Here is a 19,704-nt window from a genome sequence, read left to right on the forward strand (position 1 = left end):
GCCGAGATCAGTTGGCGATGACGGTGCAATCCTGGGAGCGCGTCGCCAGGCGGCCGCAGGCCAGTTCGGCATCCGACTTCGACAGGCGCGTGAAGCGGGGCTCCCATCCGCGGGCGGTGTCGGCCACGTGACGCTCGGCTCCGCCGAACAGCTTGCCGTCCTGGAGCGCCAGCTGCATCAGCAGATCGCGAGCCTCGGCGCGCGTGCGATAAAGCCCGAGCGAGATGCCGAAGCCACGTCCGCTGTCGGCGCGGCGGGTGACGATCTCCAGTGCTGCGGGGTCGCTCAGGTCGCCTTCGCCCATAGCGGCCAGGATAACCGTTTCCGACCGGCGACGCGGGGCCGAGGACCGCTCGAGCGTCAGGCTGCCCGGCGTGACGGATGCTGCGGGCGCGGTCGTGTCGGGCGAGGGTTCGGGCCGGGCCGAGGCCTCGATCACGGGCGAAGCGAGGCTGGCCGACCCGTTATCGGATGCAACGGCCTGCGCGATCGCCGTCTCGACCGCGTCGCTGCGGCTGCCGGGTCGCGAAACGGGCCGTGCGCTGGCTGCCAGCGACAGGGTGCTGGATGCCGCGATGGTCGCGCCTTCGGTTGCACGCGCAAGCGCCTCGTCAAGGCTGACCGTGGGCTTTGCCGCGGCGGCGACCAGGCTTGCCGATGCGGCGGGCCGCGCGACCGGAGCGGGCGAGGAATCCAGCACGATGCGCTGCGGTTCGGGGCGCGTGGCTTCGGGCTTGGGTTCGACCTGCGCGCGCCGCGTCGTGGCCTGGACCAGCATGCGCGGCTTGGCCGGGCGCGTTTCGCGAACGCGGTCCGGGACACGGGCAAAGCTGTTGTCCAGCAGTTCGGCCATGGTCTGGTTGCGCTGCGCCGTCGAGGTGCCGCCGAAGACCGTGGCGATCAGCCGCTTGTTCCCGCGCTGTGCCGATGCGGTCAGGTTGAAGCCCGCCGCGCGGGTATAGCCCGTCTTGATGCCATCCGCGCCCGCGTAATCGTCAAGGAAGCGGCGGTTGGTCGAGGAAACCTGCGTCACGCCCGCATCCGCCGAACGGCGCGAGAAGAGGTTGTAGTATTGCGGGAAGTCGTAGAACAGGTGGCGGCCCAGGATGCTCATGTCATGGGCGGTCGAGAAATGCCCCTCGGTCGTCAGGCCATGCGCGTTGCGGAACTGGGTGTTGTTCATCCCCAGTGCCCGCGCCATCTGGGTCATCTGCGCCGCGAATGCCTGTTCGGATCCCGCGATGCCTTCGCCGATCGTGGTGGCCGCGTCGTTCGCCGACTTGATCGCCGCCGCACGCAGAAGATAGCGCAGCTCGATCTGCTGGCCCGCGCGCAGGCCCAGCTTCGAGGGCGGTTCGGCGGCCGCGTTCGACGACACGGTAAAGCGCGAATCAAGCCGCACCTGACCGCTTTCGATGGCGCTGAACGCCAAGTAGAGGGTCATCATCTTGGTCAGGGATGCGGGGTGAAGCCGCGTGTCCGAGTTCTGACGGTAGATGGGCTGGCCTGTGCGCGCGTCCATCACATAGGCGGCGAAGGGGGCGGCCTGAACGGTCCGCGCCTGGGCGCCGATCAGCATGGCGGCAACCAGTGCAAACCAGCATAGCCGGTACAAGGATTTGAATCGGGTCACTGTCGCTGTCTTTCTGCCTCGTGCGGACATGTCGTTGATCGCATGCCCGTCCTTAATGTATTCATAATATCACGACCGAATTATCCATGAAACAGCGGATTTTCCCAATTTTGCATCATCGCCCGACACGCCGCTTCAGGCCCGCAGCCGCGGGGGGCTTTCATCTGGCGCAAACTTACCTATATTCGGGTGTCTGACGGCAATTGCCGCAATCCGATTCAGCAGCATTCCAGGAACGATCAGGCACCGATGACGCATTGGATGAGCGATCCCGACCAGCCCGATGATCAGTCCGACCTCGCGGTCAAGCCCCGGACGCGGCCGCAGCGACCGCCGATGTACAAGGTGCTGCTTCTGAACGACGATTTCACGCCGATGGAATTCGTGGTCCATGTTCTCGAACGGCTTTTCCACATGAGCCACGCCCAGGCGATCGAGATCATGCTGACCGTCCATCGCAGGGGCGTCGCGGTGGTCGGCGTCTTCTCGCACGAGGTGGCCGAAACGAAGGTCGCCCAGGTGATGGAACTGGCCCGGCGCCAGCAGCATCCCCTGCAATGCACCATGGAAAAAGAGTAATCACGTGACCCAATCACGACTGGAACTTGCCTTCCCCCAGGGCACGCCCGAGGGGAAGTTGCTGTTTGTGGGCGCAGCCGCGGGTGACAACCTGCATCCGCTGTCCCCCGAGACCCTGACCGTCCTGCAGCGCCAATATGCCGACCATGCCGGGCTGAAGGCCCGCGGGATCGAGGCGGTGACCGCGCTTTCAGGCGACGCCCGCTTCGATCTGGCGATCGTGCGGCTTGCGCGCGCCAAGGCCGCGGCCCGTGCCGATATCGCCTTGGCTGCCGGCCATCTGCCCGCGGGCGCTTCGCTTTGGATCGACGGGCAGAAGACCGACGGCGTTGATTCGATCCTGAAGGAACTGCGCAAGCTGGCCCATGTCGACGAGGTGACCAGCAAGGCCCATGGCAAGATCTTCCGGGTCGGAATTCCGCAGGGCGACTGGATTCCCGCCGAATGGCACGCCCGCGAACACGAGGCGGCCCCCGGATTCGTGACGCTTCCCGGCGTCTTCTCGGCCGATGGCATCGACCCGGGCTCGGCCCTGCTGGCGCAGCACCTGCCCGAGAAGCTGCCGACCCGCGTGGTCGATCTGGGCGCAGGCTGGGGCTGGCTGTCGGCGCAGGCACTGTCGCGTGCAGGCGTCAGCGAACTGCACCTGGTCGAGGCCGATCACGCCGCCATCGAGAGCGCGCGGCGCAACATCACCGACCCCCGTGCCACGTTCCACTGGGCCGATGCGCGCGATTTCCGCCTGCCCGATCCGGTGAACGGGGTGATCATGAACCCGCCCTTCCATCAGGGGCGCCAGGCCGATCCGAAGCTGGGCGCGGCCTTCATCGCGACGGCTGCGCGGATCCTGACCGGGGCCGGACGCCTGTGGATGGTTGCCAACCGCCATCTGCCCTACGAGGCCGTGCTGGCCGAATATTTCGGTCAGGTCCACGAGATCGGCGGCGACAACCGCTTCAAGGTGATCGAGGCCACCGCCGCCAATCGCGGCTCTGCCGCCACTCGGAAGGGCGGACGGCGATGACCCTTTCCATCCAGGGCAAGGTCGCCATCGTGACCGGGGCCGCGCGCGGCGTCGGTCTGGCGATCGCGCGCCATTTCGTCGAACGCGGTGCGATGGTGATGTTCGCCGATTGCGAGGATGCGGCCCTTGCGGGTGCGGTCTCGGATTATGACAACGAGGGCACCGTCCAGCGGTTTGCCGGCGACATGTCGGAAAAGCTGGTGATGGCGAACCTGCTGTCGGCCACACTGGACGCGTTCGACCGGGTGGACATCCTGGTCAATGCGCATCGCTTCGTACGCGACAGCGATCCGCTGGCCACCGACATGGACACGCTCGAGGAGATGCTGCGCCAGAACCTGATGTCGCAGATGCGGTTGTCCCAGCTGGTCGCCAAGCGCATGATCCGCCAATCCGAAAGCGACAGCGACGGCACCTCGGCCGGGGCCATCGTCAATATCTCGACCTTGGCCGCGCGTCGGCCCATTCCCTCTATGCTGGGTTATTCCATCGCCTGCGCCGCGCAGGAACAGGCGACGCGCGGGCTGGCGCTGGCCCTGGCGCCGCACCGCATCCGCGTGAACGGCGTCAGCTTCAGCAGCGTCATGTCGCACGAGCTGCAATGCGCCCTGAAGGCCGACCCGGAAAAGCGCAGCCAGATCATCGCGGGCACCCCGATGGGCCGCATCGCCCCCGCCGACGAGGTGGCCGAGACGGCGCAATACCTTGTCAGCGACGGCGCGCGCTTCGTCACGGGGCAGATCGTCACCGTCGATGGCGGGCGCAGCCTGGCCGACCCGGTGACGGCGCAGATCCTCTAGGTTTCCTCGGGAAAGGCCGCGCGGCAGGCGCTGACGGCGCTGGCCGCGCTTGGGGCCAGTGCGGCCTTGCGGCTGGCCAGGTTGTCGCGCTTGCGTGCCTCGGCTGCGGGGTCGATCGGCACGCGGTACCGTTCCTCGTCCACGTAATCGCGCCAGCAACCCCGCGTGACGATCTCGCGGTTGCCGTCCTTGTCGCGCCTGACATCGCGGCACTGGCCGAAGCGCGTGCGCACGACCTGCCGTTCCTCCCACGAATATCCCCGCGCGATGTTCCCCTCGACCTCGGCCAGAAGGGCGCTGACGGTGCGGTATTCATCCGTGTTGCGGCTGATGCAGCGGTCCTGCGGCGTGCCGCAGGCGGCCAGAAGCAGGGGCAGGGCGATGATCGCCAGGGGGGCGGTGTTGCGACGCATGGCGGCTCTCATTACAGCGATGCTAGAGCCTAGCCGCCCGGATGGGGCCAATGCAATTCACGAATGGGGACAAACCGATGGAAGACCAGCGCCAACGTGCCGCCAGATGGTTCCACGAACTGCGCGACAGCATCGTCGCCGCCTTCGAAGCGTTGGAGGATCGCGCGGGCGGCGATTCCGCGCCGGGCCGCTTCGAGGTGACGCCGACCACCCGCGCCAACGATGGCGGCGGTGGCATCATGTCGGTCATGCGCGGCGGTCGGGTGTTCGAGAAGGTCGGCGTGAACTGGTCCGAAGTCCACGGCACCCTGCAGCCCGCAGCCCAGAAGGCGATGGCCGCGCGCGGCGTGCCGGGGATCGAGGGCGATCCGCGCTTCTGGGCCAGCGGCATCAGCCTGGTCGCCCATATGCAGAACCCGCATGCGCCCGCGGTGCACATGAACACCCGCATGTTCTGGACCCCCGGCGCATGGTGGTTCGGGGGCGGCGCCGACCTGAACCCTTGCATCGAATACCCCGAGGATACGGCCCATTTCCACGCCGCGATGCGCAGCGCCTGCGATCCCCATGACGAAGGGTATTACGACCGCTTCAAGGCCTGGGCCGACGAGTATTTCTTCATCCCCCATCGCGGTCGCGCACGCGGCGTCGGCGGGATCTTCTTCGACGACCTGAACAATGGCGACTGGGAGGCCGATTTTGCCTTCACCCGCGACGTGGGTGCGGCCTTCCTTCCGGCCTTCCTGCCCCTGGCCGAGGCGCGCATGGCGCAGCCCTTCACCGATGCGGATCGCGACGCGCAGCTGATCCATCGCGGGCTCTATGCGGAATACAACCTCGTCTATGATCGCGGCACGAAATTCGGGCTGGAAACCGGCCACAACGCCGATGCGGTTCTGATGAGCTTGCCGCCTTTGGCCAAATGGGTCTGACGATCCGCGCCTGAAGCGCCCGCCCCCGCAAAGGGGGCGGGCCGCCCGACCGGGCCTGTCGGAAACCTTTCGCGGGCTTGTGCTGCTTCGCGCCGGAAACAAGGTTGACCCGCCCCGGACCCGCGGTTAGGGACGCCGCCCGAACAGGCGGCAGAGGGTCCGATCCTTTCGCCTGACCGAACGCATCCCGTCGGATGCCCATGATGCCGCCCTCCGCCCGGCACAGGGGCCGCGCGGTCGCATTCCCAAAAGCGTCTCACGAAAGGACGACATGTCTGACAATTCCAGCCCGGACGGCCCTTCAGGCCGATCCAAGGGCCTCGATCTGCCATTGGTGATCCTGACCAGTGGCTTCATTCTTGCATTCTGCGCCTTGGCGCTGGTCGATCTGGACCGGCTGTCGGGATGGGTCGATGCGGGCTTTGCCGTCTCGGCCCGCTGGTTCGGATTCTACTGGCAGGTGCTGCTGCTGGCGACCTTCCTGATCGGGCTGGCGATCTGCCTGCTGCCGGGCGCGCGGACGCGGATGGGCGGGCTTGCGCGGGCCGAGTTCTCCACCTTGCAATGGGCCTCGATGATCATGTGCACCCTGCTGGCAGGTGGCGGTGTCTTCTGGGCGGCAGGAGAGCCGATCGCCCATTACCTGTCCACGCCGCCGATCTTCGGCGACCTGTCGGGCGACCCCAGGGCGCGCGCCCATGCGGCGCTGGCACAGTCCTTCCTGCATTGGGGGTTCCTGGCCTGGGCGATCCTGGGCGCCCTGGGGACGATCATGCTGATGCATTACCACCATGATCGCGGGTTGCCGCTGGCGCCGCGTACGCTGCTCTATCCGGTGTTCGGCGACCGGGTGCTGACCGGCCCCCTGGGGCTGATCGTGGATGCCTGCTGCGTGATCTCGGTCGTGGCGGGCACGGTCGGACCGATCGGATTTCTCGGCCTGCAGATGAGCTATGGCCTGCAGGCGCTGTTCGGGATCCCCGACGATTTCGGCACCCAGGCGGCGGTGATCCTGGCGCTGGTCGGGATCTATTCGGTGTCGGCGGTCACGGGGCTGTCCAAGGGCATCCGTATCCTGTCGCAGTTCAACGTCCTGCTGGTCTTCGCGCTGCTCGTCTTCATGCTGCTGGCGGGGCCGACAGGCGCGATCTTCGGCAATTTCGCGGGCGGTTTCGTCACATATGTCCAGAACTTCTTCGGGCTCGCGCTCTATCGCGGGGATGCGGGGATCATCGGGGACAGCGAATGGCTGGGCTGGTGGACGGTCTTCTTCTGGGGCTGGTTCATCGGCTACGGTCCGCTGATGGCGATCTTCATTGCGCGGATCAGCCGGGGGCGGTCGATCCGGTCGATCATCGTCATGCTGGCGGTCATCGCGCCCATCGTCACCAATTTCTGGTTCACGATCATCGGTGGGTCGGGCATCACCTTCGAACAGTTGGACCCCGGCACGGTATCCGTCCCGTTCGAGGGGCTGGACCTGCCAGCGGGCCTTCTGGCGATCACGCAGGCCTTCCCCTTGGGCTTCCTGCTGTCGGTCGCGTTCCTCGTGCTGACAATGGCCTTCGTCGCCACCACCAGCGATTCCATGAGCTTCGTCATCGCGCAATCCATGTCCGAGGGCGAACCCTCGACCTGGCTGCGGGCCTTCTGGGGCGTGGCGATGGGGGTGATGGCGCTGATCCTGATCTCGTCCGGATCGGGCGGCATCGGCAAGCTGCAGAGCTTCATCGTCGTGACGGCTGCGCCCGTGTCGCTGGTGCTTCTGCCCACGCTGTGGGACGCGCCGCGCATCGTCTGGCGGCTTGGCCGCCCGGGCTGACAGGGAAACGGGCGGCCGGATCCCTCCGGCCGCCCGCACCGCGGATCAGAGGTCGAGTTCCTCGACGAAGCGCGCGTTCTCCTGGATGTATTCGAAGCGCAGCTCGGGCTTCTTGCCCATCAGCCGTTCGACCAGGTCGCCGGTCTCGCCGCCTTCGTCGTCATCGATGCTGACACGGATCAGCTTGCGCGTCTTGGGATCCATCGTCGTGTCGCGAAGATCCTTGGCGTCCATCTCGCCCAGACCCTTGAAGCGCTGCACGTCGATCTTGCCGCGCCCGCCCAGGCCCTTCTGAAGCATCCGCTCCTTCTCCGCGTCGTCGGCGACATAGACGCGATGCGCCCCCTGCGTCAGACGATAGAGCGGCGGACAGGCCAGATAGAGATGCCCGCGATCGATCATCGGGCGCATCTGGGTGAAGAAGAAGGTCATCAGCAGCGATGCGATATGCGCGCCGTCCACGTCGGCGTCGGTCATGATGATGATCTTGTCGTAACGCAGATCGTCGATGTTGAACTTCGACCCCAGCCCGACCCCAAGCGCCTGGCACAGGTCGTTGATCTCCTGGTTGGCACCCATCTTCGAGGATGCCGCACCCAGCACGTTCAGGATCTTCCCGCGCAGGGGCAGCAGGGCCTGCGTCGCGCGCTGGCGGGCCATCTTGGCACTGCCGCCCGCGCTGTCGCCCTCGACGATGAACAGCTCGGTCCCCTCGCGGTTGGTCGCGCTGCAATCGACCAGCTTGCCCGGAAGGCGCAGCTTCTTGGTCGCGGTCTTGCGGGCGGTTTCCTTTTCCTGCCGGCGGCGCAGGCGTTCCTCGGCCCGCAGGACCAGGAAGTCCAGGATCGCGCCTGCCGATTTCGTGTCCGAGGCCAGCCAGTTGTCGAAATGGTCGCGCACGGCGTTCTCGACCAGGCGCTGCGCCTCGACGGTGGCAAGGCGGTCCTTGGTCTGGCCCACGAATTCAGGTTCGCGGATGAAGCAGCTGACCAGCGCGCAGCCGCCGGTGATCAGGTCATCGCGCGTGATCTGCGCGGCCTTCTTGTTGCTGACCAACTCGCCATAGGCGCGGATGCCCTTGAGGATCGCTGACCAGAAGCCCGCCTCGTGGGTGCCGCCCTCGGGGGTGGGAACGGTGTTGCAATAGGACTGGATGAACCCGTCGCGCGACGGCGTCCAGTTGATCGCCCAATCCACCTTGCCCGGAACGTTGAACCGCTTGAAATCCACGCTGCCCGCGAAGGGACGTTCGGCATAGGTGCTGGACCCGGCCATCGTCTCGGTCAGGTAATCGGCCAGACCGCCGGGGAAATGGAACGTCGCCTCGCGCGGGGTCTCTCCGTCGTCGATCTCGGATTTCCAGCGGATCTCGACTCCGCTGAACAGGTAGGCCTTGGACTTCACCATCTTGATCAGCCGCGCGGGCTTGAAGCGGTGATGGCCGAAGATCTCCTCGTCGGCGTGGAAGGTCACCGTCGTGCCGCGGCGGTTCGGCGCCGCGCCGATCTTCTGGACCGGGCCTTCGGGAATGCCGCGGCTGAAGCGTTGTTCGAACAGTTCCTTGCTGCGCGCGACCTGCACGACCATCAGGTCCGACAGCGCGTTCACGACCGACGCGCCCACCCCGTGCAGACCGCCCGAGGTCTGATAGGCATCCCCCGAGAACTTGCCGCCCGCATGCAGCGTACACAGGATCACCTCGAGCGCGGACTTGCCCGGAAACTTGGGGTGCGGGTCGATGGGGATGCCGCGCCCGTTGTCGCGCACGACGACGCTGTAATCGGCCAGCAGCTCGATCTCGATCCGGCTGGCATGACCCGCGACGGCCTCGTCCATCGAGTTGTCGAGGATTTCGGCCACGAGGTGATGCAGCGCGCGTTCGTCGGTGCCCCCGATATACATGCCGGGGCGTTTGCGGACAGGCTCCAGCCCCTCCAGCACCTCGATCGAGGAGGCGGAGTAGCTGTCGTCGTTCATGTCGCCCGAAAGAAGGTCGTCGGCCATGTATCTGTCGTCCTGTCGTCTGGTCTGGCGGCGGTTATCTCATGGCATGGGGCAGGGCGGCAAGGGCTTGTGGTCCGCAGGGTGCCGCGCCCCAAGGGATGCCTTTCAGACGGGCTCTTGCAGGCGGGCCTCCCACATGCGCAGGAAGGCCGGGCGGGCGTGGCAGCTGTCCAGCCATTCGCTGATCGCGGGCCATGCGGCATGCAGGCGCTGGTCGTTCCAGCCATAGCGGATCACCTCGGCCATGTTCAGGTCCGCGACGGTGAAGCGCCCGCCCACCAGATAGGCATGGGCCGTCAGATGCGCCTCGAGCACGGCCAGCGGGCGTTCCAGCCGGGCGATGGCCTCGTCGATGATCTCTCGGTCCTCGTCGGTGGCCTCGGGGCGGGTCAGCATCTGGATCGTCAGCGCGTCATCCTCGATCGCGGTGGCGGCATAGAAGGACCATTGCATCATCAGCGCATCCTCGGATGCGTCCTGCGGGCCGACCGTGCCGCCATGCTTGCGCGCAAGATGCAGGTTCGCGGCCATGCTCTCGGACAGGACCAGGCCGTCATCCTCGATCACGGGGATCGCACCGGCGGGCGACAGGGCCAGGAATTCGGGGCTGGCCGTGCTGAGCGCGTCGGGATCGACGGTGCGATAGGCCTGGATGACCGGCACCTGCCGGAAGGGCAGGTCCAGTTCGTGGCAGAGCCAGATGATGCGCGAGGCGCGCGACCGCGTGACGCCGTGAATGACCAGCATAGGGTGTCCTTCGTCAGTTTGGGGCAGCTTGGGGCGCGGCCGGCAGCGATGCAAGCAATCCGGCCCGCAGCGCCGCGCGGTCGATGGCATCGACGACCGCCTGCGGGTCGGAATGCTGTGGCATGTGGCCCACGCCCGGCAGGATCGTCAGGTTCGCATTGGGCAGATCGCGGGCCAGGGGCATCGCGTGGATCCGCGCGGGCACGACGCGGTCGTCGGCGCCGTGCAGGATCTCGACCGGCAGGTCCAGGTCTTCGTATCGTCGGGACATGACGCGCAGGAAGGGGCGCAGCTGCGTGATCTGGCGCGCGTTGTTGCGATAATTCGCCCGCCGCGCCGCAAGGCCCACGCCGATATGGTCCGAATACCCCTCCGGGACGGGGTCGGGCGCGAAGATGCCCGCCATGATCCGATCGCCAAGCGACATGGGGGCCAGCGCGGTCAGCAGCGGCGGGCCGACGCGGTTGCCGATGGGGGTGCCCACGAAGCGGTACCAGCCCTCCAGCTCTCCGGGCCAGGGTTCGGTCGCGCCCGACACGACGACCAGCGCCGCCGTTTCGGAGGGCGCGCGCATCCCCCATGCCAGCGCCACCGCGCCGCCATAACTGTGACCCATCACGATGGGATTGCGCACATCCAGCTGATCGGCCGCATGGCGCAGGAATTCGGCCTGCGATATCGGGCTGTGGTTCTGCGCCCCGATATCGTCGCTGAAGCCGAGACCGGGCCGGTCGAAGGCGATGACGCGGTAACGGTCCTGCAGCCGGTCCACCAGATCGAAGGTGAAGTCGCGCAGATTGCCGCTGGCCCCGTGCAGCAGGACCAGGTCGGGGCCTTCGCCCGCGATCAGCACATGGACGCGGCGGCCATCGACCTCGATGAACTGACCCGAGGGCGGATGCGTGGTCTCGAAATTGCGCTCTCGTTGGGTGGCGCGGGCATCGATCAGCGCGCATCCCCCCAGAGCTGCGAACAGGCTCGCGATCCCCAGCATCCTTCTCCACCCCCTCATCGGCAATTCCCCGGCATGTCCCGGCGGATGCCGCCGGGGTGATTTGCAATGCCCCCCGTTTGCGCCTAACTGGTCCCGCCATTCAAGACGGAACGACGTGATGTCCCTTCGCCGCGCTGCCCTGATCGCATCCCTGATGGCCCTGCCGCAGGTCGCATCGGCCCATCCGCACGTCTTCATCGACGCGTCCCTGGCCTTCCGCTTCGAAGACGGGCGCCTGACCGATATCACGGTCGAATGGAGTTACGACGAACTTTATTCGCTGCTGATCATCGAGGATATGGGCCTCGATCCCGATGGCGACGGCGTCCTGACCAAGGCCGAGAATGCGGCGATCCAGGGTTTCGACGGCGACTGGGAGGAAGGCTTCGACGGGCGGCTCTATCTCTCGGACGGGGATCGGCGCATCGCGTTGGACGATCCGCGCGACTTCACGGCGGAATATCGCGACGGGCGCCTGATCTCGCACCATGTGCGCAAGGTGTCGGGCGATGCGGATGCCGCCGGCGATCTGCGGGCGCAGGTCTATGACCCCGAATATTACGTCCAGTTCGCGCTGATGGAGAACCCGGCCATCGAGGGTGCGGAATGCAGCACGCGGCTTCTGACCGGCGATCCCTATGCCGCCGCCGATGCCTATGCCCGCGCCGTGGCCGAGGCGCTGGAGGAAGACGACGACACCGCCACCGAGATGCTGTCGGTCGATATCGGCGCGACGGGTGCGGACGAGTTGCGGCTGGATTGCCAGGGCCCGGCATGAGCGCGGCGCGCGCGATAAGCCTGTCGGGGCTGCTGGTCGGTGCCTTGCTGCTGATCCTGTGGGTCACGGGCGGGCTGACGGGCATCGAGCATTGGGCCGTGTCCGTTCAGCGCGAAACGCAGACCCTGATGGCGGGTGCCCTGCGCGGGCTGCGCGCGGGTCAGCCGGGCGCCGTCTGGACGTTGATCGGGCTGTGCTTCGGCTATGGCGTGGCGCATGCGGTCGGGCCGGGGCATGGCAAGATGGTCATCGGCAGCTATGGCTATGGCGCGGATGTGCCGATGGGTCGGCTGGCGCTGCTGTCGGTGGCATCGTCGCTGGCGCAGGCGGGCATGGCCGTCCTGTTGGTCTGGGGCGGCATCAGCCTGCTGGACCTGGGCCGCGAGAGGCTGACCGACCTGACCGAGCGGCACATGGCGGATCTGAGCGCGCTGTTGATCGCGGGCGTCGGACTGTGGCTGGCATGGCGCGGGCTGCGCCAGCTGCGCAATGCCGGGGGGCACCACCACCATCATCATCACGAGGGCTGCGGCTGCGGGCATTCGCACGGGCCCAGCATCGACCAGGCGGCTCATGTCCACGGGCTTCGCGACGGGCTGATCGTCATCGCGGGCATCGCGGCACGTCCCTGCACGGGGGCGCTGTTCCTGCTGATCCTGACCTGGCGGATGGACATCTTCGGCATCGGCGTGCTGGGGGCCTTTGCCATGGGCCTGGGCACCGCGCTGGTCACCCTGGCCGTGGCCATGCTGTCGGTCTGGGCACGACGCGGCAGCGCGGCCGCGCTGGCGGACGGTCCGGCCGCGCGCTGGCTGCCGGGCGTCGCACAGCTTGCGGCAGGGCTGCTGGTCGCGGCCCTGTCGCTTCTTCTGCTGATCTAGGTCAGGCCCAGCTGCGTCAGGAACGCGTTCATCGTGGGGCCCATCGCCGCACGATTGGCAAAGAGCGTCGCCTGCGACCGCAGGATCGGTTCCTCGTCCAGGATGCGCAGGTTGTTCGCCCGCAGCGTCGCCCCCGACGAGGTGATGTCCGCGATCGCCTCGGCGGTCTGGTTCGCGACCGTGCCTTCGGTCGCGCCCTGGCTGTCCACCAGCTGGTAATCCGCGACCTCGTGCTCGGACAGCCATGCCCGCACCAGGCGGTGATACTTGGTGGCGATGCGCAGCCGGAAGCCGTGTTCCTCGCGGAAGTCGCGGGCGATGGCGGCAAGATCGTCCAGATCGCTGCAGTCGCGCCAGCAGGCGGGCACCGCGATGATCAGGTCCGCATGGCCAAAGCCCATCGGTGCGACCTCGGCCACCAGATCGCGCCAGCCGGCCAGCTTCTCGCGCACGAGGTCGGTGCCGGTCACGCCCAGCTCGATCCGGCCCGCGGCCAGTTCGCGCGGGATTTCGCCCGCCGACAGAAGCACCAGCGACACGCCATCCGCGCCCTCGACCCGGCCCGCATATTCGCGGTCGGACCCGCTGCGCGACAGGGTGACGCCGCGATCGGCGAACCAGTCGAAGGTCTGTTCCATCAGCCGCCCCTTGGACGGCACGCCAAGGCGGATCATGCTGCGCCCTCCAGTTCGGCAACCAGGCCGGGGCGGATGATGCCGCCCACCGCCGGGATTTCGCGGCCCTTGCCCAGGACGCGGGTCAGCGCGTCGTATCGTCCACCCGATGCGACGGGCGGCCAGCCCGCACGGTCGGCGGTGAAGCTGAAGGTGAAGCCGTCGTAATATTCCAGCGTGGTGCGCCCGTGGCTGGCATCGAAGGTGATGCCCGACAGGTCGATCCCGCGATCCGCGATGGCACGCAGACGCGCGGTGATGCGGTCCACGGCAGGCGCGATGGCGGGCATGTCCTGCGCCAGTTCATAGAGCATCGGTGCCACTTCGTTCGCGGGGGCCTGCAGCGCGAACAACCGGTCCAGCCGCTCTGACCAGACCGGGGCCAGCGGGGCCACGGCGGCATCGGATTTCAGGCGGGCCATGCGGCGGATCATCTCATCCTCGGATCGCAGACCGGCCCAGGGGCTGTCGCTTTCGGGGAAGCTGCGCGGAATGCTGGGTTCCCCGAACGAGGTCAGCAGCCTGCGGAAGCGACCGGGCCGCCAGATCTGATGCATCAGCGCATCGCGCCGCGTGTCGGGCAGCGGCAGGGCGGCCACGGCATCCAGCAGCAGCCCCATGTCGCCGATCTGCGCGGTCAGCCCCAGGGGCAACAGCAGGTCGTGGAACAGCGCGAACAGTTCCGCATCGGCATCGGGATCGCGGCTGAACAGTTCGAACCCGGCCTGCAGATATTCGCTGTCGCGCGGGTTCGCGGGGTGGGTGTCGCCCATGTCCTGCTTGCGGAACACCTCGCCCAGGTAACAGTAGCGGGCGGGTTCCGCACCGTTCTGCATATGCGCCTGCACGACCGGGACGGTGAAGTCCGGGCGCAGCATCATCTCGCCCCGGATCGGGTCGGCGGTGACATAGGCGCGGGCGCGGATATCCTCGCCATAGAGATCCAGCAGGCTTTCGGCGGGCAGCAGCAGGTCGGGCGCGACCTCGACCCCGCCCGCGTCGCGAAAGGCGGCCAGAAGGCGCTGGCCGACGTTCTGCTTGTCGCGCTTGGGGATCATGACAGGATCCGCCGCACTTCGGCCACCAGATCGGCGCGGGGCACCTCGGTCTGGGCGGGCTGGGATTTCCATTCGTCCAAGCTGGCCTCAGCGGCGATCTTGGCGCCCAGCACCAGATCCTTGACCTGCACGACGCCCTGTTCGGCCTCGTTCCCGCCCTGGATGATGGCGACGGGTGCGCCGCGCTTGTCGGCGTATTTCAGCTGGTTGCCGAAATTCTTGGGGTTGCCCAGATAGACCTCGGCCCGGATGCCCGCAGCCCGCAGTTCCGCGGCCATGGCTTGGTAATCGGCCATGCGGTCGCGATCCATCACGGTCACGACGACCGGACCCTGGCTGTCGGCACCCGCCAGCCCCTTGGCGCGCAGCGCGGCCAGCAGGCGGTCCACGCCGATGCTGACGCCGGTCGCGGGGACCTTCTGGCCGGTGAACCGCTCGACCAGGCCGTCATAGCGACCGCCGCCCGCGACGCTGCCGAACTGGCGCTTGCGGCCCTTCTCGTCCAGGATCTCGAAGGTCAGTTCGGCCTCGAAAACGGGGCCGGTGTAATATCCAAGCCCCCGCACGATCGAGGGGTCGATGACGGCGCGATCCTCGGACACGCCCATCGCGGCCAGCATTCCCGCGATCTGCGACAGCTCGTCCACACCCTCGGCGCCGATGGCCGATGCACCGACAGCGGCGCGCAGGTTCGCCAGCGTGGCCGCGTTGTCGTCACCCTTCGAGGTCAGGAAGGCCAGCACCGGCTGGGCCTGATCGACGGACAGGCCGACGCCGTCGATGAAGGCGCCGCTGTCATCCTTGCGGCCTTCGGTCAACAGGGCCAGCACTCCGTCGCGGCCCACCTTGTCGAACTTGTCGATCTGGCGCAGCACGTCCTCGGCCTGGTCGGCACGGACCTCGGCGGCCTCGAGCACGCCGTTCAGGACCTTGCGGTTGTTGATCCGCACGATGTAGTCGCCGCGATCGATCCCCACGCCTTCCAGCGCATCGGCCAGCATGGCGCAGATCTCGGCATCCGCCGCGACCGAGGCGCTGCCCACCGTATCGGCATCGCATTGATAGAACTGGCGGAAACGCCCCGGACCGGGTTTCTCGTTGCGCCAGACGGGGCCCATCGCGAAGCGGCGATAGGGGCTGGGCAGATCGTTGCGATACTGCGCAGCCACGCGCGCCAGCGGCGCCGTCAGGTCATAGCGCAGCGCCAGCCAGTCGCCCGCGGTGCCGCCGCCGGGCACGGCCTCTTCCTGCCAGGCGAAGACGCCGGCATTGGGGCGGTCCACGTCGGGCAGGAACTTGCCCAGTGCCTCGACCGTCTCGACCGCGCTCGTTTCCAGCGGCTCGAAGCCATGGCGATGATAGATCTCGGCGATGCGGTCCAGCATCGACTTGCGTTCCGTCACCTCCGCACCGAAATAGTCGCGGAAGCCCTTTGGCGTCTCTGCCTTGGGGCGGGGCTGTTTCTTCTGGTCTTTTGCCATGGTCTTGTTGCCTTTACGGGGCCAAATCCGATGGACGCCATAACGGAAGGGGACGACATGGACAAGAACGCAGAGGCACGGATCACCGAGCTTGAGGAAAAGCTGGCCCATCTGGCCCGCGTGACCGAGGATCTGTCCGAGGTGATCGCGCGGCAGGACCGGGTCATCGACCGGCTGGCGGGCCGGATGCAGATGCTGATGCAGGCCGAGGCGCAGCGGCAATCCGAATCCGACGGCTCGATCCCGCTGGCCGATCAGCGGCCTCCGCACTGGTAGGCGCGTTTTCAGTGCTTTCACAGTCGCGCATGATGCGCTAGAGCCGGGGCGAAAAGCAGTTTCGGTAAAACGGAAGGATGGCTCATGGCCAATGTCGTGGTTGTCGGCGCCCAGTGGGGCGACGAGGGGAAGGGCAAGATCGTGGACTGGCTCAGCGAACGCGCTGATGTCATTGCGCGCTTCCAGGGCGGCCACAATGCCGGCCACACCCTCGTCATCGGCGAGAAGGTGTTCAAGCTGTCGCTGCTGCCCTCGGGGATCGTGCGCGAAGGCAAGCTGGCCGTGATCGGCAACGGCGTCGTGCTGGACCCGTGGGCGCTGTTCTCGGAAATCGAGAAGCTGACCGGGCAGGGCGTCCAGATCTCGACCGAGAGCCTGATGATCGCGGAGAACACGCCGCTGATCCTGCCGCTGCACCAGGACCTGGACAAGCTGCGCGAGGAAGCCGCCGGCAAGGCCAAGATCGGCACCACCGGTCGCGGCATCGGCCCGGCCTACGAGGACAAGGTCGGCCGCCGGTCGATCCGTGTCGCCGATCTGGGCGACGAGCAGACGCTGGACGACCGTCTGGACCGCCTGCTGGCCCATCACGACGCGCTGCGTCAGGGTCTGGGCGCCGAACCGATCGACCGGGCCGAGCTGAAGGCCAGGCTGCAGGAGATCGCGCCCAAGCTGCTGCCCTATGCCCGCCCCGTCTGGAAGGTGATGGCCGAGGCCCGCAAGTCCGGCAAGCGCATCCTGTTCGAAGGCGCGCAGGGCAGCCTGCTGGATGTCGATTTCGGCACCTATCCCTATGTCACCTCCTCGACCACGATGTCGGGGGCGGCGGCGTCGGGCACCGGCATGGGGCCGGGTGCGATCGACTTCGTGCTGGGCATCGTCAAGGCATACACCACCCGCGTGGGCGAAGGCCCGTTCCCGACCGAGCTGAACGACGATGACGGACAGCGGCTGGGCGAACGCGGCCATGAATTCGGCACCGTGACGGGCCGCAAGCGTCGCTGCGGCTGGTTCGATGCGGTCCTGGTCCGCCAGACCTGCGCCATCAGCGGCGTGAACGGCATCGCGCTGACCAAGCTGGACGTGCTGGACGGGTTCGAGAAGCTGAAGATCTGCACGGGCTACGAGATCGACGGCGTCGAATACGACTATCTTCCGACCGCCGCCGCGCAGCAGGCCCGCGTCACCCCCATCTACGAAGAGATGGACGGCTGGCAGGAATCGACCGCCGGTGCCCGCAGCTGGGCCGATCTGCCCGCCGCCGCGATCAAGTATGTCCGCCGCGTCGAGGAACTGATCCAGTGCCCGGTCGCGCTGCTTTCCACCAGCCCCGAGCGTGACGACACCATCCTGGTGACCGATCCCTTCGCGGATTGATCGGAAAGGGACCGCCATGAAGCTGCAGACACGCAAGAGGCTCTCGATCCTGGTGCTGGTCGTGGTGATGCCGATCTACGTGGTCGTGGCGGTCACTTTGATGAACTGGCTCGACGCCCGCTTCGGGCGTCAGCCGATCCTGGTCGAGGTCGGGATCTACATCCTGCTGGGCGTCCTCTGGGCATTCCCGTTCCGGCGCATCTTCAACGGCGTCGGGCGCGAATGATCGCCCATCCGAAGGGCATCACCGTCATCGGCGGCGGTGCCGTGGATGACGCCGATCTGACGCAGGCCCTGGCGGTGGCGCCCTTGCTGGTCGCGGCCGATGGCGGGGCCGACAGTGCGCTGCGCCTTGGGCGGATACCCGATCACGTCATCGGCGATCTGGACAGCCTTGGCGACCATGCCCGTGCCCGGATCGCACCCGATCGCATCCATCACATCGCCGAACAGGACAGCACCGATTTCACCAAGTGCCTGCGCCGCAGCCATGCGCCGCTGATCATGGCGGTGGGGTTCGCCGGGTTGCGGCTGGATCACAACCTGGCCGCGCTGACCGCGATGGTCGCGCCCGGCGCCCCGCGGGTGGTCATGCTGGCCCCCGAGGATGTCGTGCTGGCCGCGCCCGCGCGTCTGCGCCTGGATATCGCTGCGGGCACCCGCGTTTCGCTGTTCCCGATGGGGCCGGCACGGGGGCGCGGCACGGGCCTCGAATGGCCCATCGACGGGCTGGAATTCGCGCCCGCCCTGCGGGTCGGCACGTCGAATCGCGCGACGGGCCCCGTGACGCTGGAAATCGAGGGCCCGATGCTGGTCATGCTGCCGCGCGACTGCCTGGGACAGGTGCTGGCGGCGCTTTGACGCCGGGGCGGTTGTCGTTGCCCGCCTCATGGCTTATCTCGTGGGGCGAACACGGAGAACGCCACATGTCGCTGAACCCGATCCGCCCCTGGCGGAACATCGAACGCCGCAAATCTCGCCAGATCATGGTCGGCAATGTCCCCGTCGGGGGCGACGCGCCGATCAGCGTCCAGACGATGACCAATACCGACGGGCGCGATGTGCGTGCCACGCTGGATCAGGTGATCCGGGCCGCCGATGCGGGCGCGGATATCGTGCGCATCTCGGCCCCCGATCAGGACACGACGCGGGCCCTGAAGGAAATCTGCCGCGAGAGCCCGGTGCCGATCGTGGCCGACATCCATTTCCACTACAAGCGCGCCATCGAGGCCGCCGAGGCCGGCGCCGCTTGCCTGCGCATCAATCCCGGCAATATCGGCAGCCCGGATCGCGTGAAGGAGGTCATCAGGGCCGCGCGCGACCACGGCTGCTCGATCCGGATCGGGGTGAATGCCGGCAGCCTGGAACGCCACCTGCTGGAAAAATACGGCGAACCCTGTCCCGACGCGATGGTCGAAAGCGGGCTGGACCACATCAAGATCCTCGAGGACAACGACTTTCACGAATTCAAGATCAGCGTGAAGGCGAGCGACGTCTTCCTGGCCGCTGCCGCCTATCAGCAGCTGGCCGATGCGACGGACAAGCCGATCCACCTTGGCATCACCGAGGCCGGCGGCTTTGTCGGCGGCACGGTGAAATCGGCGGTGGGTCTGGGCAACCTTCTGTGGATGGGGATCGGCGACACGATCCGCGTCAGCCTCTCGGCCGATCCGGTCGAGGAGGTGAAGGTCGGGTTCGAGATCCTGAAATCCCTCGGGCTGCGCACGCGCGGCGTGCAGATCATTTCTTGCCCGTCCTGCGCACGGCAGGGTTTCGACGTCATCAAGACGGTCGAGACGCTGGAACAGCGGCTGGAACACATCAAGACGCCGATGTCGCTGTCGATCATCGGCTGCGTCGTGAACGGCCCCGGCGAGGCGCTGATGACCGATCTGGGCTTTACCGGCGGCGGCGCGGGCAGCGGCATGGTCTATATGGCCGGCAAGCAGAGCCACAAGCTGTCGAACGAACAGATGGTCGATCATATCGTCGAACTGGTCGAGGAACGCGCCGCCAAGCTGGAGGCCGAAAAGGCCGAGGCAGAGGCCACGGCCTGAACGCGGATCGGTGACGGTGCTGCCACGTGGAATTGTCCATGCGGCAGCACGCCCCCGAAGATGACGCCCTGCGGCGGCCTGTGCCATGGACCATTCCCGACTGCGGTGCCGGGGCGAAAAATGCGGTCAGGGCGACCGCTGCCTGAAGGGCAGTCGATCATCGCGCGTGGAATG

General features: G+C 67.2%; 20 protein-coding genes. 12 read left to right on the forward strand and 8 right to left on the reverse strand.

Annotation, left to right across the window (positions count from 1 at the left end):
- Positions 1-7: 7 nt before the first annotated feature.
- Positions 8-1,579: a serine hydrolase gene (locus tag KO490_RS13445; protein ID WP_252727174.1), complete on the reverse strand. Its 1,572-nt coding sequence runs from the start codon at positions 1,577-1,579 to the stop codon at positions 8-10.
- Positions 1,580-1,894: 315 nt separating this feature from the next.
- On the opposite strand from KO490_RS13445, the gene clpS reads away from it, so the two are divergent.
- The 3 genes from clpS to KO490_RS13460 are packed head-to-tail and all read left to right on the forward strand — an operon-like array spanning position 1,895 to position 4,036.
- Positions 1,895-2,212, forward strand: coding sequence for an ATP-dependent Clp protease adapter ClpS (gene clpS, locus KO490_RS13450; protein ID WP_252727175.1), 318 nt, complete (start codon positions 1,895-1,897; stop codon positions 2,210-2,212).
- Between the two features lie 4 nt (positions 2,213-2,216).
- Entirely contained in the window at positions 2,217-3,236 is a 1,020-nt protein-coding gene (locus KO490_RS13455) for a class I SAM-dependent methyltransferase (RefSeq protein ID WP_216019919.1), read from the forward strand.
- Positions 3,233-4,036, forward strand: a complete 804-nt coding sequence (locus KO490_RS13460; protein ID WP_216019920.1) for an SDR family NAD(P)-dependent oxidoreductase — start codon at positions 3,233-3,235, stop codon at positions 4,034-4,036. Before KO490_RS13455 ends, KO490_RS13460 begins: the two co-directional genes overlap by 4 nt.
- Here KO490_RS13460 and KO490_RS13465 read toward each other — a convergent pair.
- Positions 4,033-4,449 carry a hypothetical protein gene (locus KO490_RS13465; protein WP_252727176.1) on the reverse strand — a complete coding sequence of 139 codons (417 nt, stop codon included), beginning with the start codon at positions 4,447-4,449 and terminating at the stop codon, positions 4,033-4,035. The genes KO490_RS13460 and KO490_RS13465 overlap by 4 nt on opposite strands.
- Before the next feature lie 77 nt (positions 4,450-4,526).
- Here KO490_RS13465 and hemF point away from each other — a divergent pair, with 77 nt between their 5' ends.
- Together hemF and KO490_RS13475 are read left to right on the forward strand one after the other, a co-directional pair.
- The gene (gene hemF / locus KO490_RS13470) at positions 4,527-5,381 is read left to right on the forward strand and encodes an oxygen-dependent coproporphyrinogen oxidase (RefSeq protein WP_216019922.1); all 855 of its coding nucleotides are present in this window, start codon (positions 4,527-4,529) and stop codon (positions 5,379-5,381) included.
- Positions 5,382-5,652: 271 nt separating this feature from the next.
- The gene (locus KO490_RS13475; protein WP_216019923.1) at positions 5,653-7,203 is read left to right on the forward strand and encodes a BCCT family transporter; all 1,551 of its coding nucleotides are present in this window, start codon (positions 5,653-5,655) and stop codon (positions 7,201-7,203) included.
- Positions 7,204-7,248: 45 nt separating this feature from the next.
- On the opposite strand, the gene parE is transcribed toward KO490_RS13475, so the two are convergent.
- The 3 genes from parE to KO490_RS13490 form a co-directional block, all read right to left on the reverse strand.
- Complete coding sequence (gene parE, locus KO490_RS13480) at positions 7,249-9,207, reverse strand: DNA topoisomerase IV subunit B (protein ID WP_216019924.1); 1,959 nt, start codon at positions 9,205-9,207, stop codon at positions 7,249-7,251.
- 105 nt (positions 9,208-9,312) lie between these two features.
- Positions 9,313-9,954, reverse strand: coding sequence for a glutathione S-transferase family protein (locus KO490_RS13485; protein WP_216019925.1), 642 nt, complete (start codon positions 9,952-9,954; stop codon positions 9,313-9,315).
- Positions 9,955-9,967: 13 nt separating this feature from the next.
- Positions 9,968-10,948: an alpha/beta fold hydrolase gene (locus KO490_RS13490; protein WP_216019926.1), complete on the reverse strand. Its 981-nt coding sequence runs from the start codon at positions 10,946-10,948 to the stop codon at positions 9,968-9,970.
- Positions 10,949-11,066: 118 nt separating this feature from the next.
- Here KO490_RS13490 and KO490_RS13495 point away from each other — a divergent pair, with 118 nt between their 5' ends.
- Positions 11,067-11,726: a DUF1007 family protein gene (locus KO490_RS13495; RefSeq protein ID WP_216019927.1), complete on the forward strand. Its 660-nt coding sequence runs from the start codon at positions 11,067-11,069 to the stop codon at positions 11,724-11,726.
- Positions 11,723-12,607 (forward strand): nickel/cobalt transporter, encoded by an 885-nt coding sequence (locus KO490_RS13500; RefSeq protein ID WP_216019928.1) that lies wholly within the window; start codon positions 11,723-11,725, stop codon positions 12,605-12,607. The genes KO490_RS13495 and KO490_RS13500 overlap by 4 nt, the downstream gene beginning before the upstream one ends.
- Here KO490_RS13500 and hisG read toward each other — a convergent pair.
- Genes hisG through hisS form a run of 3 tightly spaced genes read right to left on the reverse strand, consistent with a single transcriptional unit; the run spans position 12,604 to position 15,820 of the window.
- Positions 12,604-13,281 (reverse strand): ATP phosphoribosyltransferase, encoded by a 678-nt coding sequence (hisG, locus tag KO490_RS13505; RefSeq protein WP_216019929.1) that lies wholly within the window; start codon positions 13,279-13,281, stop codon positions 12,604-12,606. The two genes, KO490_RS13500 and hisG, sit on opposite strands and share 4 nt — an antisense overlap.
- Positions 13,278-14,336, reverse strand: a complete 1,059-nt coding sequence (locus tag KO490_RS13510; RefSeq protein WP_371822363.1) for an ATP phosphoribosyltransferase regulatory subunit — start codon at positions 14,334-14,336, stop codon at positions 13,278-13,280. The genes hisG and KO490_RS13510 overlap by 4 nt, the downstream gene beginning before the upstream one ends.
- The gene (gene hisS, locus KO490_RS13515) at positions 14,336-15,820 is read right to left on the reverse strand and encodes a histidine--tRNA ligase (RefSeq protein WP_216019931.1); all 1,485 of its coding nucleotides are present in this window, start codon (positions 15,818-15,820) and stop codon (positions 14,336-14,338) included. Before hisS ends, KO490_RS13510 begins: the two co-directional genes overlap by 1 nt.
- A gap of 57 nt (positions 15,821-15,877) precedes the next feature.
- Between hisS and KO490_RS13520 the strand changes: the two genes are divergently transcribed.
- The 5 genes from KO490_RS13520 (at position 15,878) to ispG (ending at position 19,530) form a co-directional block, all read left to right on the forward strand.
- Complete coding sequence (locus KO490_RS13520; RefSeq protein ID WP_216019932.1) at positions 15,878-16,096, forward strand: SlyX family protein; 219 nt, start codon at positions 15,878-15,880, stop codon at positions 16,094-16,096.
- Positions 16,097-16,180: 84 nt separating this feature from the next.
- Positions 16,181-17,473 (forward strand): adenylosuccinate synthase, encoded by a 1,293-nt coding sequence (locus KO490_RS13525; RefSeq protein ID WP_216019933.1) that lies wholly within the window; start codon positions 16,181-16,183, stop codon positions 17,471-17,473.
- Positions 17,474-17,489: 16 nt separating this feature from the next.
- Positions 17,490-17,699: a DUF2842 domain-containing protein gene (locus KO490_RS13530; protein ID WP_216019934.1), complete on the forward strand. Its 210-nt coding sequence runs from the start codon at positions 17,490-17,492 to the stop codon at positions 17,697-17,699.
- Complete coding sequence (locus KO490_RS13535; protein ID WP_216019935.1) at positions 17,696-18,334, forward strand: thiamine diphosphokinase; 639 nt, start codon at positions 17,696-17,698, stop codon at positions 18,332-18,334. The genes KO490_RS13530 and KO490_RS13535 overlap by 4 nt, the downstream gene beginning before the upstream one ends.
- A gap of 65 nt (positions 18,335-18,399) precedes the next feature.
- Positions 18,400-19,530 carry a flavodoxin-dependent (E)-4-hydroxy-3-methylbut-2-enyl-diphosphate synthase gene (ispG, locus tag KO490_RS13540; protein ID WP_216019936.1) on the forward strand — a complete coding sequence of 377 codons (1,131 nt, stop codon included), beginning with the start codon at positions 18,400-18,402 and terminating at the stop codon, positions 19,528-19,530.
- Positions 19,531-19,704: the final 174 nt, after the last annotated feature.

The organism is Paracoccus sp. C2R09, assembly GCF_018860625.1.
GTDB lineage: Bacteria > Pseudomonadota > Alphaproteobacteria > Rhodobacterales > Rhodobacteraceae > Paracoccus.

Bases quoted from the DNA above. Each gene is read 5' to 3' on its own strand.
- KO490_RS13490 (WP_216019926.1), bottom strand. From the start codon at position 10,948: ATGCTGGGGATCGCGAGCCTGTTCGCAGCTCTGGGGGGATGCGCGCTG.
- KO490_RS13525 (WP_216019933.1), top strand. From the start codon at position 16,181: ATGGCCAATGTCGTGGTTGTCGGCGCCCAGTGGGGCGACGAGGGGAAG.
- KO490_RS13465 (WP_252727176.1), bottom strand. From the start codon at position 4,449: ATGCGTCGCAACACCGCCCCCCTGGCGATCATCGCCCTGCCCCTGCTT.
- KO490_RS13520 (WP_216019932.1), top strand. From the start codon at position 15,878: ATGGACAAGAACGCAGAGGCACGGATCACCGAGCTTGAGGAAAAGCTG.
- KO490_RS13530 (WP_216019934.1), top strand. From the start codon at position 17,490: ATGAAGCTGCAGACACGCAAGAGGCTCTCGATCCTGGTGCTGGTCGTG.
- hisS (WP_216019931.1), bottom strand. From the start codon at position 15,820: ATGGCAAAAGACCAGAAGAAACAGCCCCGCCCCAAGGCAGAGACGCCA.
- KO490_RS13500 (WP_216019928.1), top strand. From the start codon at position 11,723: ATGAGCGCGGCGCGCGCGATAAGCCTGTCGGGGCTGCTGGTCGGTGCC.
- KO490_RS13485 (WP_216019925.1), bottom strand. From the start codon at position 9,954: ATGCTGGTCATTCACGGCGTCACGCGGTCGCGCGCCTCGCGCATCATC.
- KO490_RS13445 (WP_252727174.1), bottom strand. From the start codon at position 1,579: ATGCTGATCGGCGCCCAGGCGCGGACCGTTCAGGCCGCCCCCTTCGCC.
- clpS (WP_252727175.1), top strand. From the start codon at position 1,895: ATGAGCGATCCCGACCAGCCCGATGATCAGTCCGACCTCGCGGTCAAG.
- KO490_RS13495 (WP_216019927.1), top strand. From the start codon at position 11,067: ATGTCCCTTCGCCGCGCTGCCCTGATCGCATCCCTGATGGCCCTGCCG.
- KO490_RS13460 (WP_216019920.1), top strand. From the start codon at position 3,233: ATGACCCTTTCCATCCAGGGCAAGGTCGCCATCGTGACCGGGGCCGCG.
- KO490_RS13535 (WP_216019935.1), top strand. From the start codon at position 17,696: ATGATCGCCCATCCGAAGGGCATCACCGTCATCGGCGGCGGTGCCGTG.
- hemF (WP_216019922.1), top strand. From the start codon at position 4,527: ATGGAAGACCAGCGCCAACGTGCCGCCAGATGGTTCCACGAACTGCGC.
- ispG (WP_216019936.1), top strand. From the start codon at position 18,400: ATGTCGCTGAACCCGATCCGCCCCTGGCGGAACATCGAACGCCGCAAA.
- KO490_RS13475 (WP_216019923.1), top strand. From the start codon at position 5,653: ATGTCTGACAATTCCAGCCCGGACGGCCCTTCAGGCCGATCCAAGGGC.
- hisG (WP_216019929.1), bottom strand. From the start codon at position 13,281: ATGATCCGCCTTGGCGTGCCGTCCAAGGGGCGGCTGATGGAACAGACC.
- parE (WP_216019924.1), bottom strand. From the start codon at position 9,207: ATGGCCGACGACCTTCTTTCGGGCGACATGAACGACGACAGCTACTCC.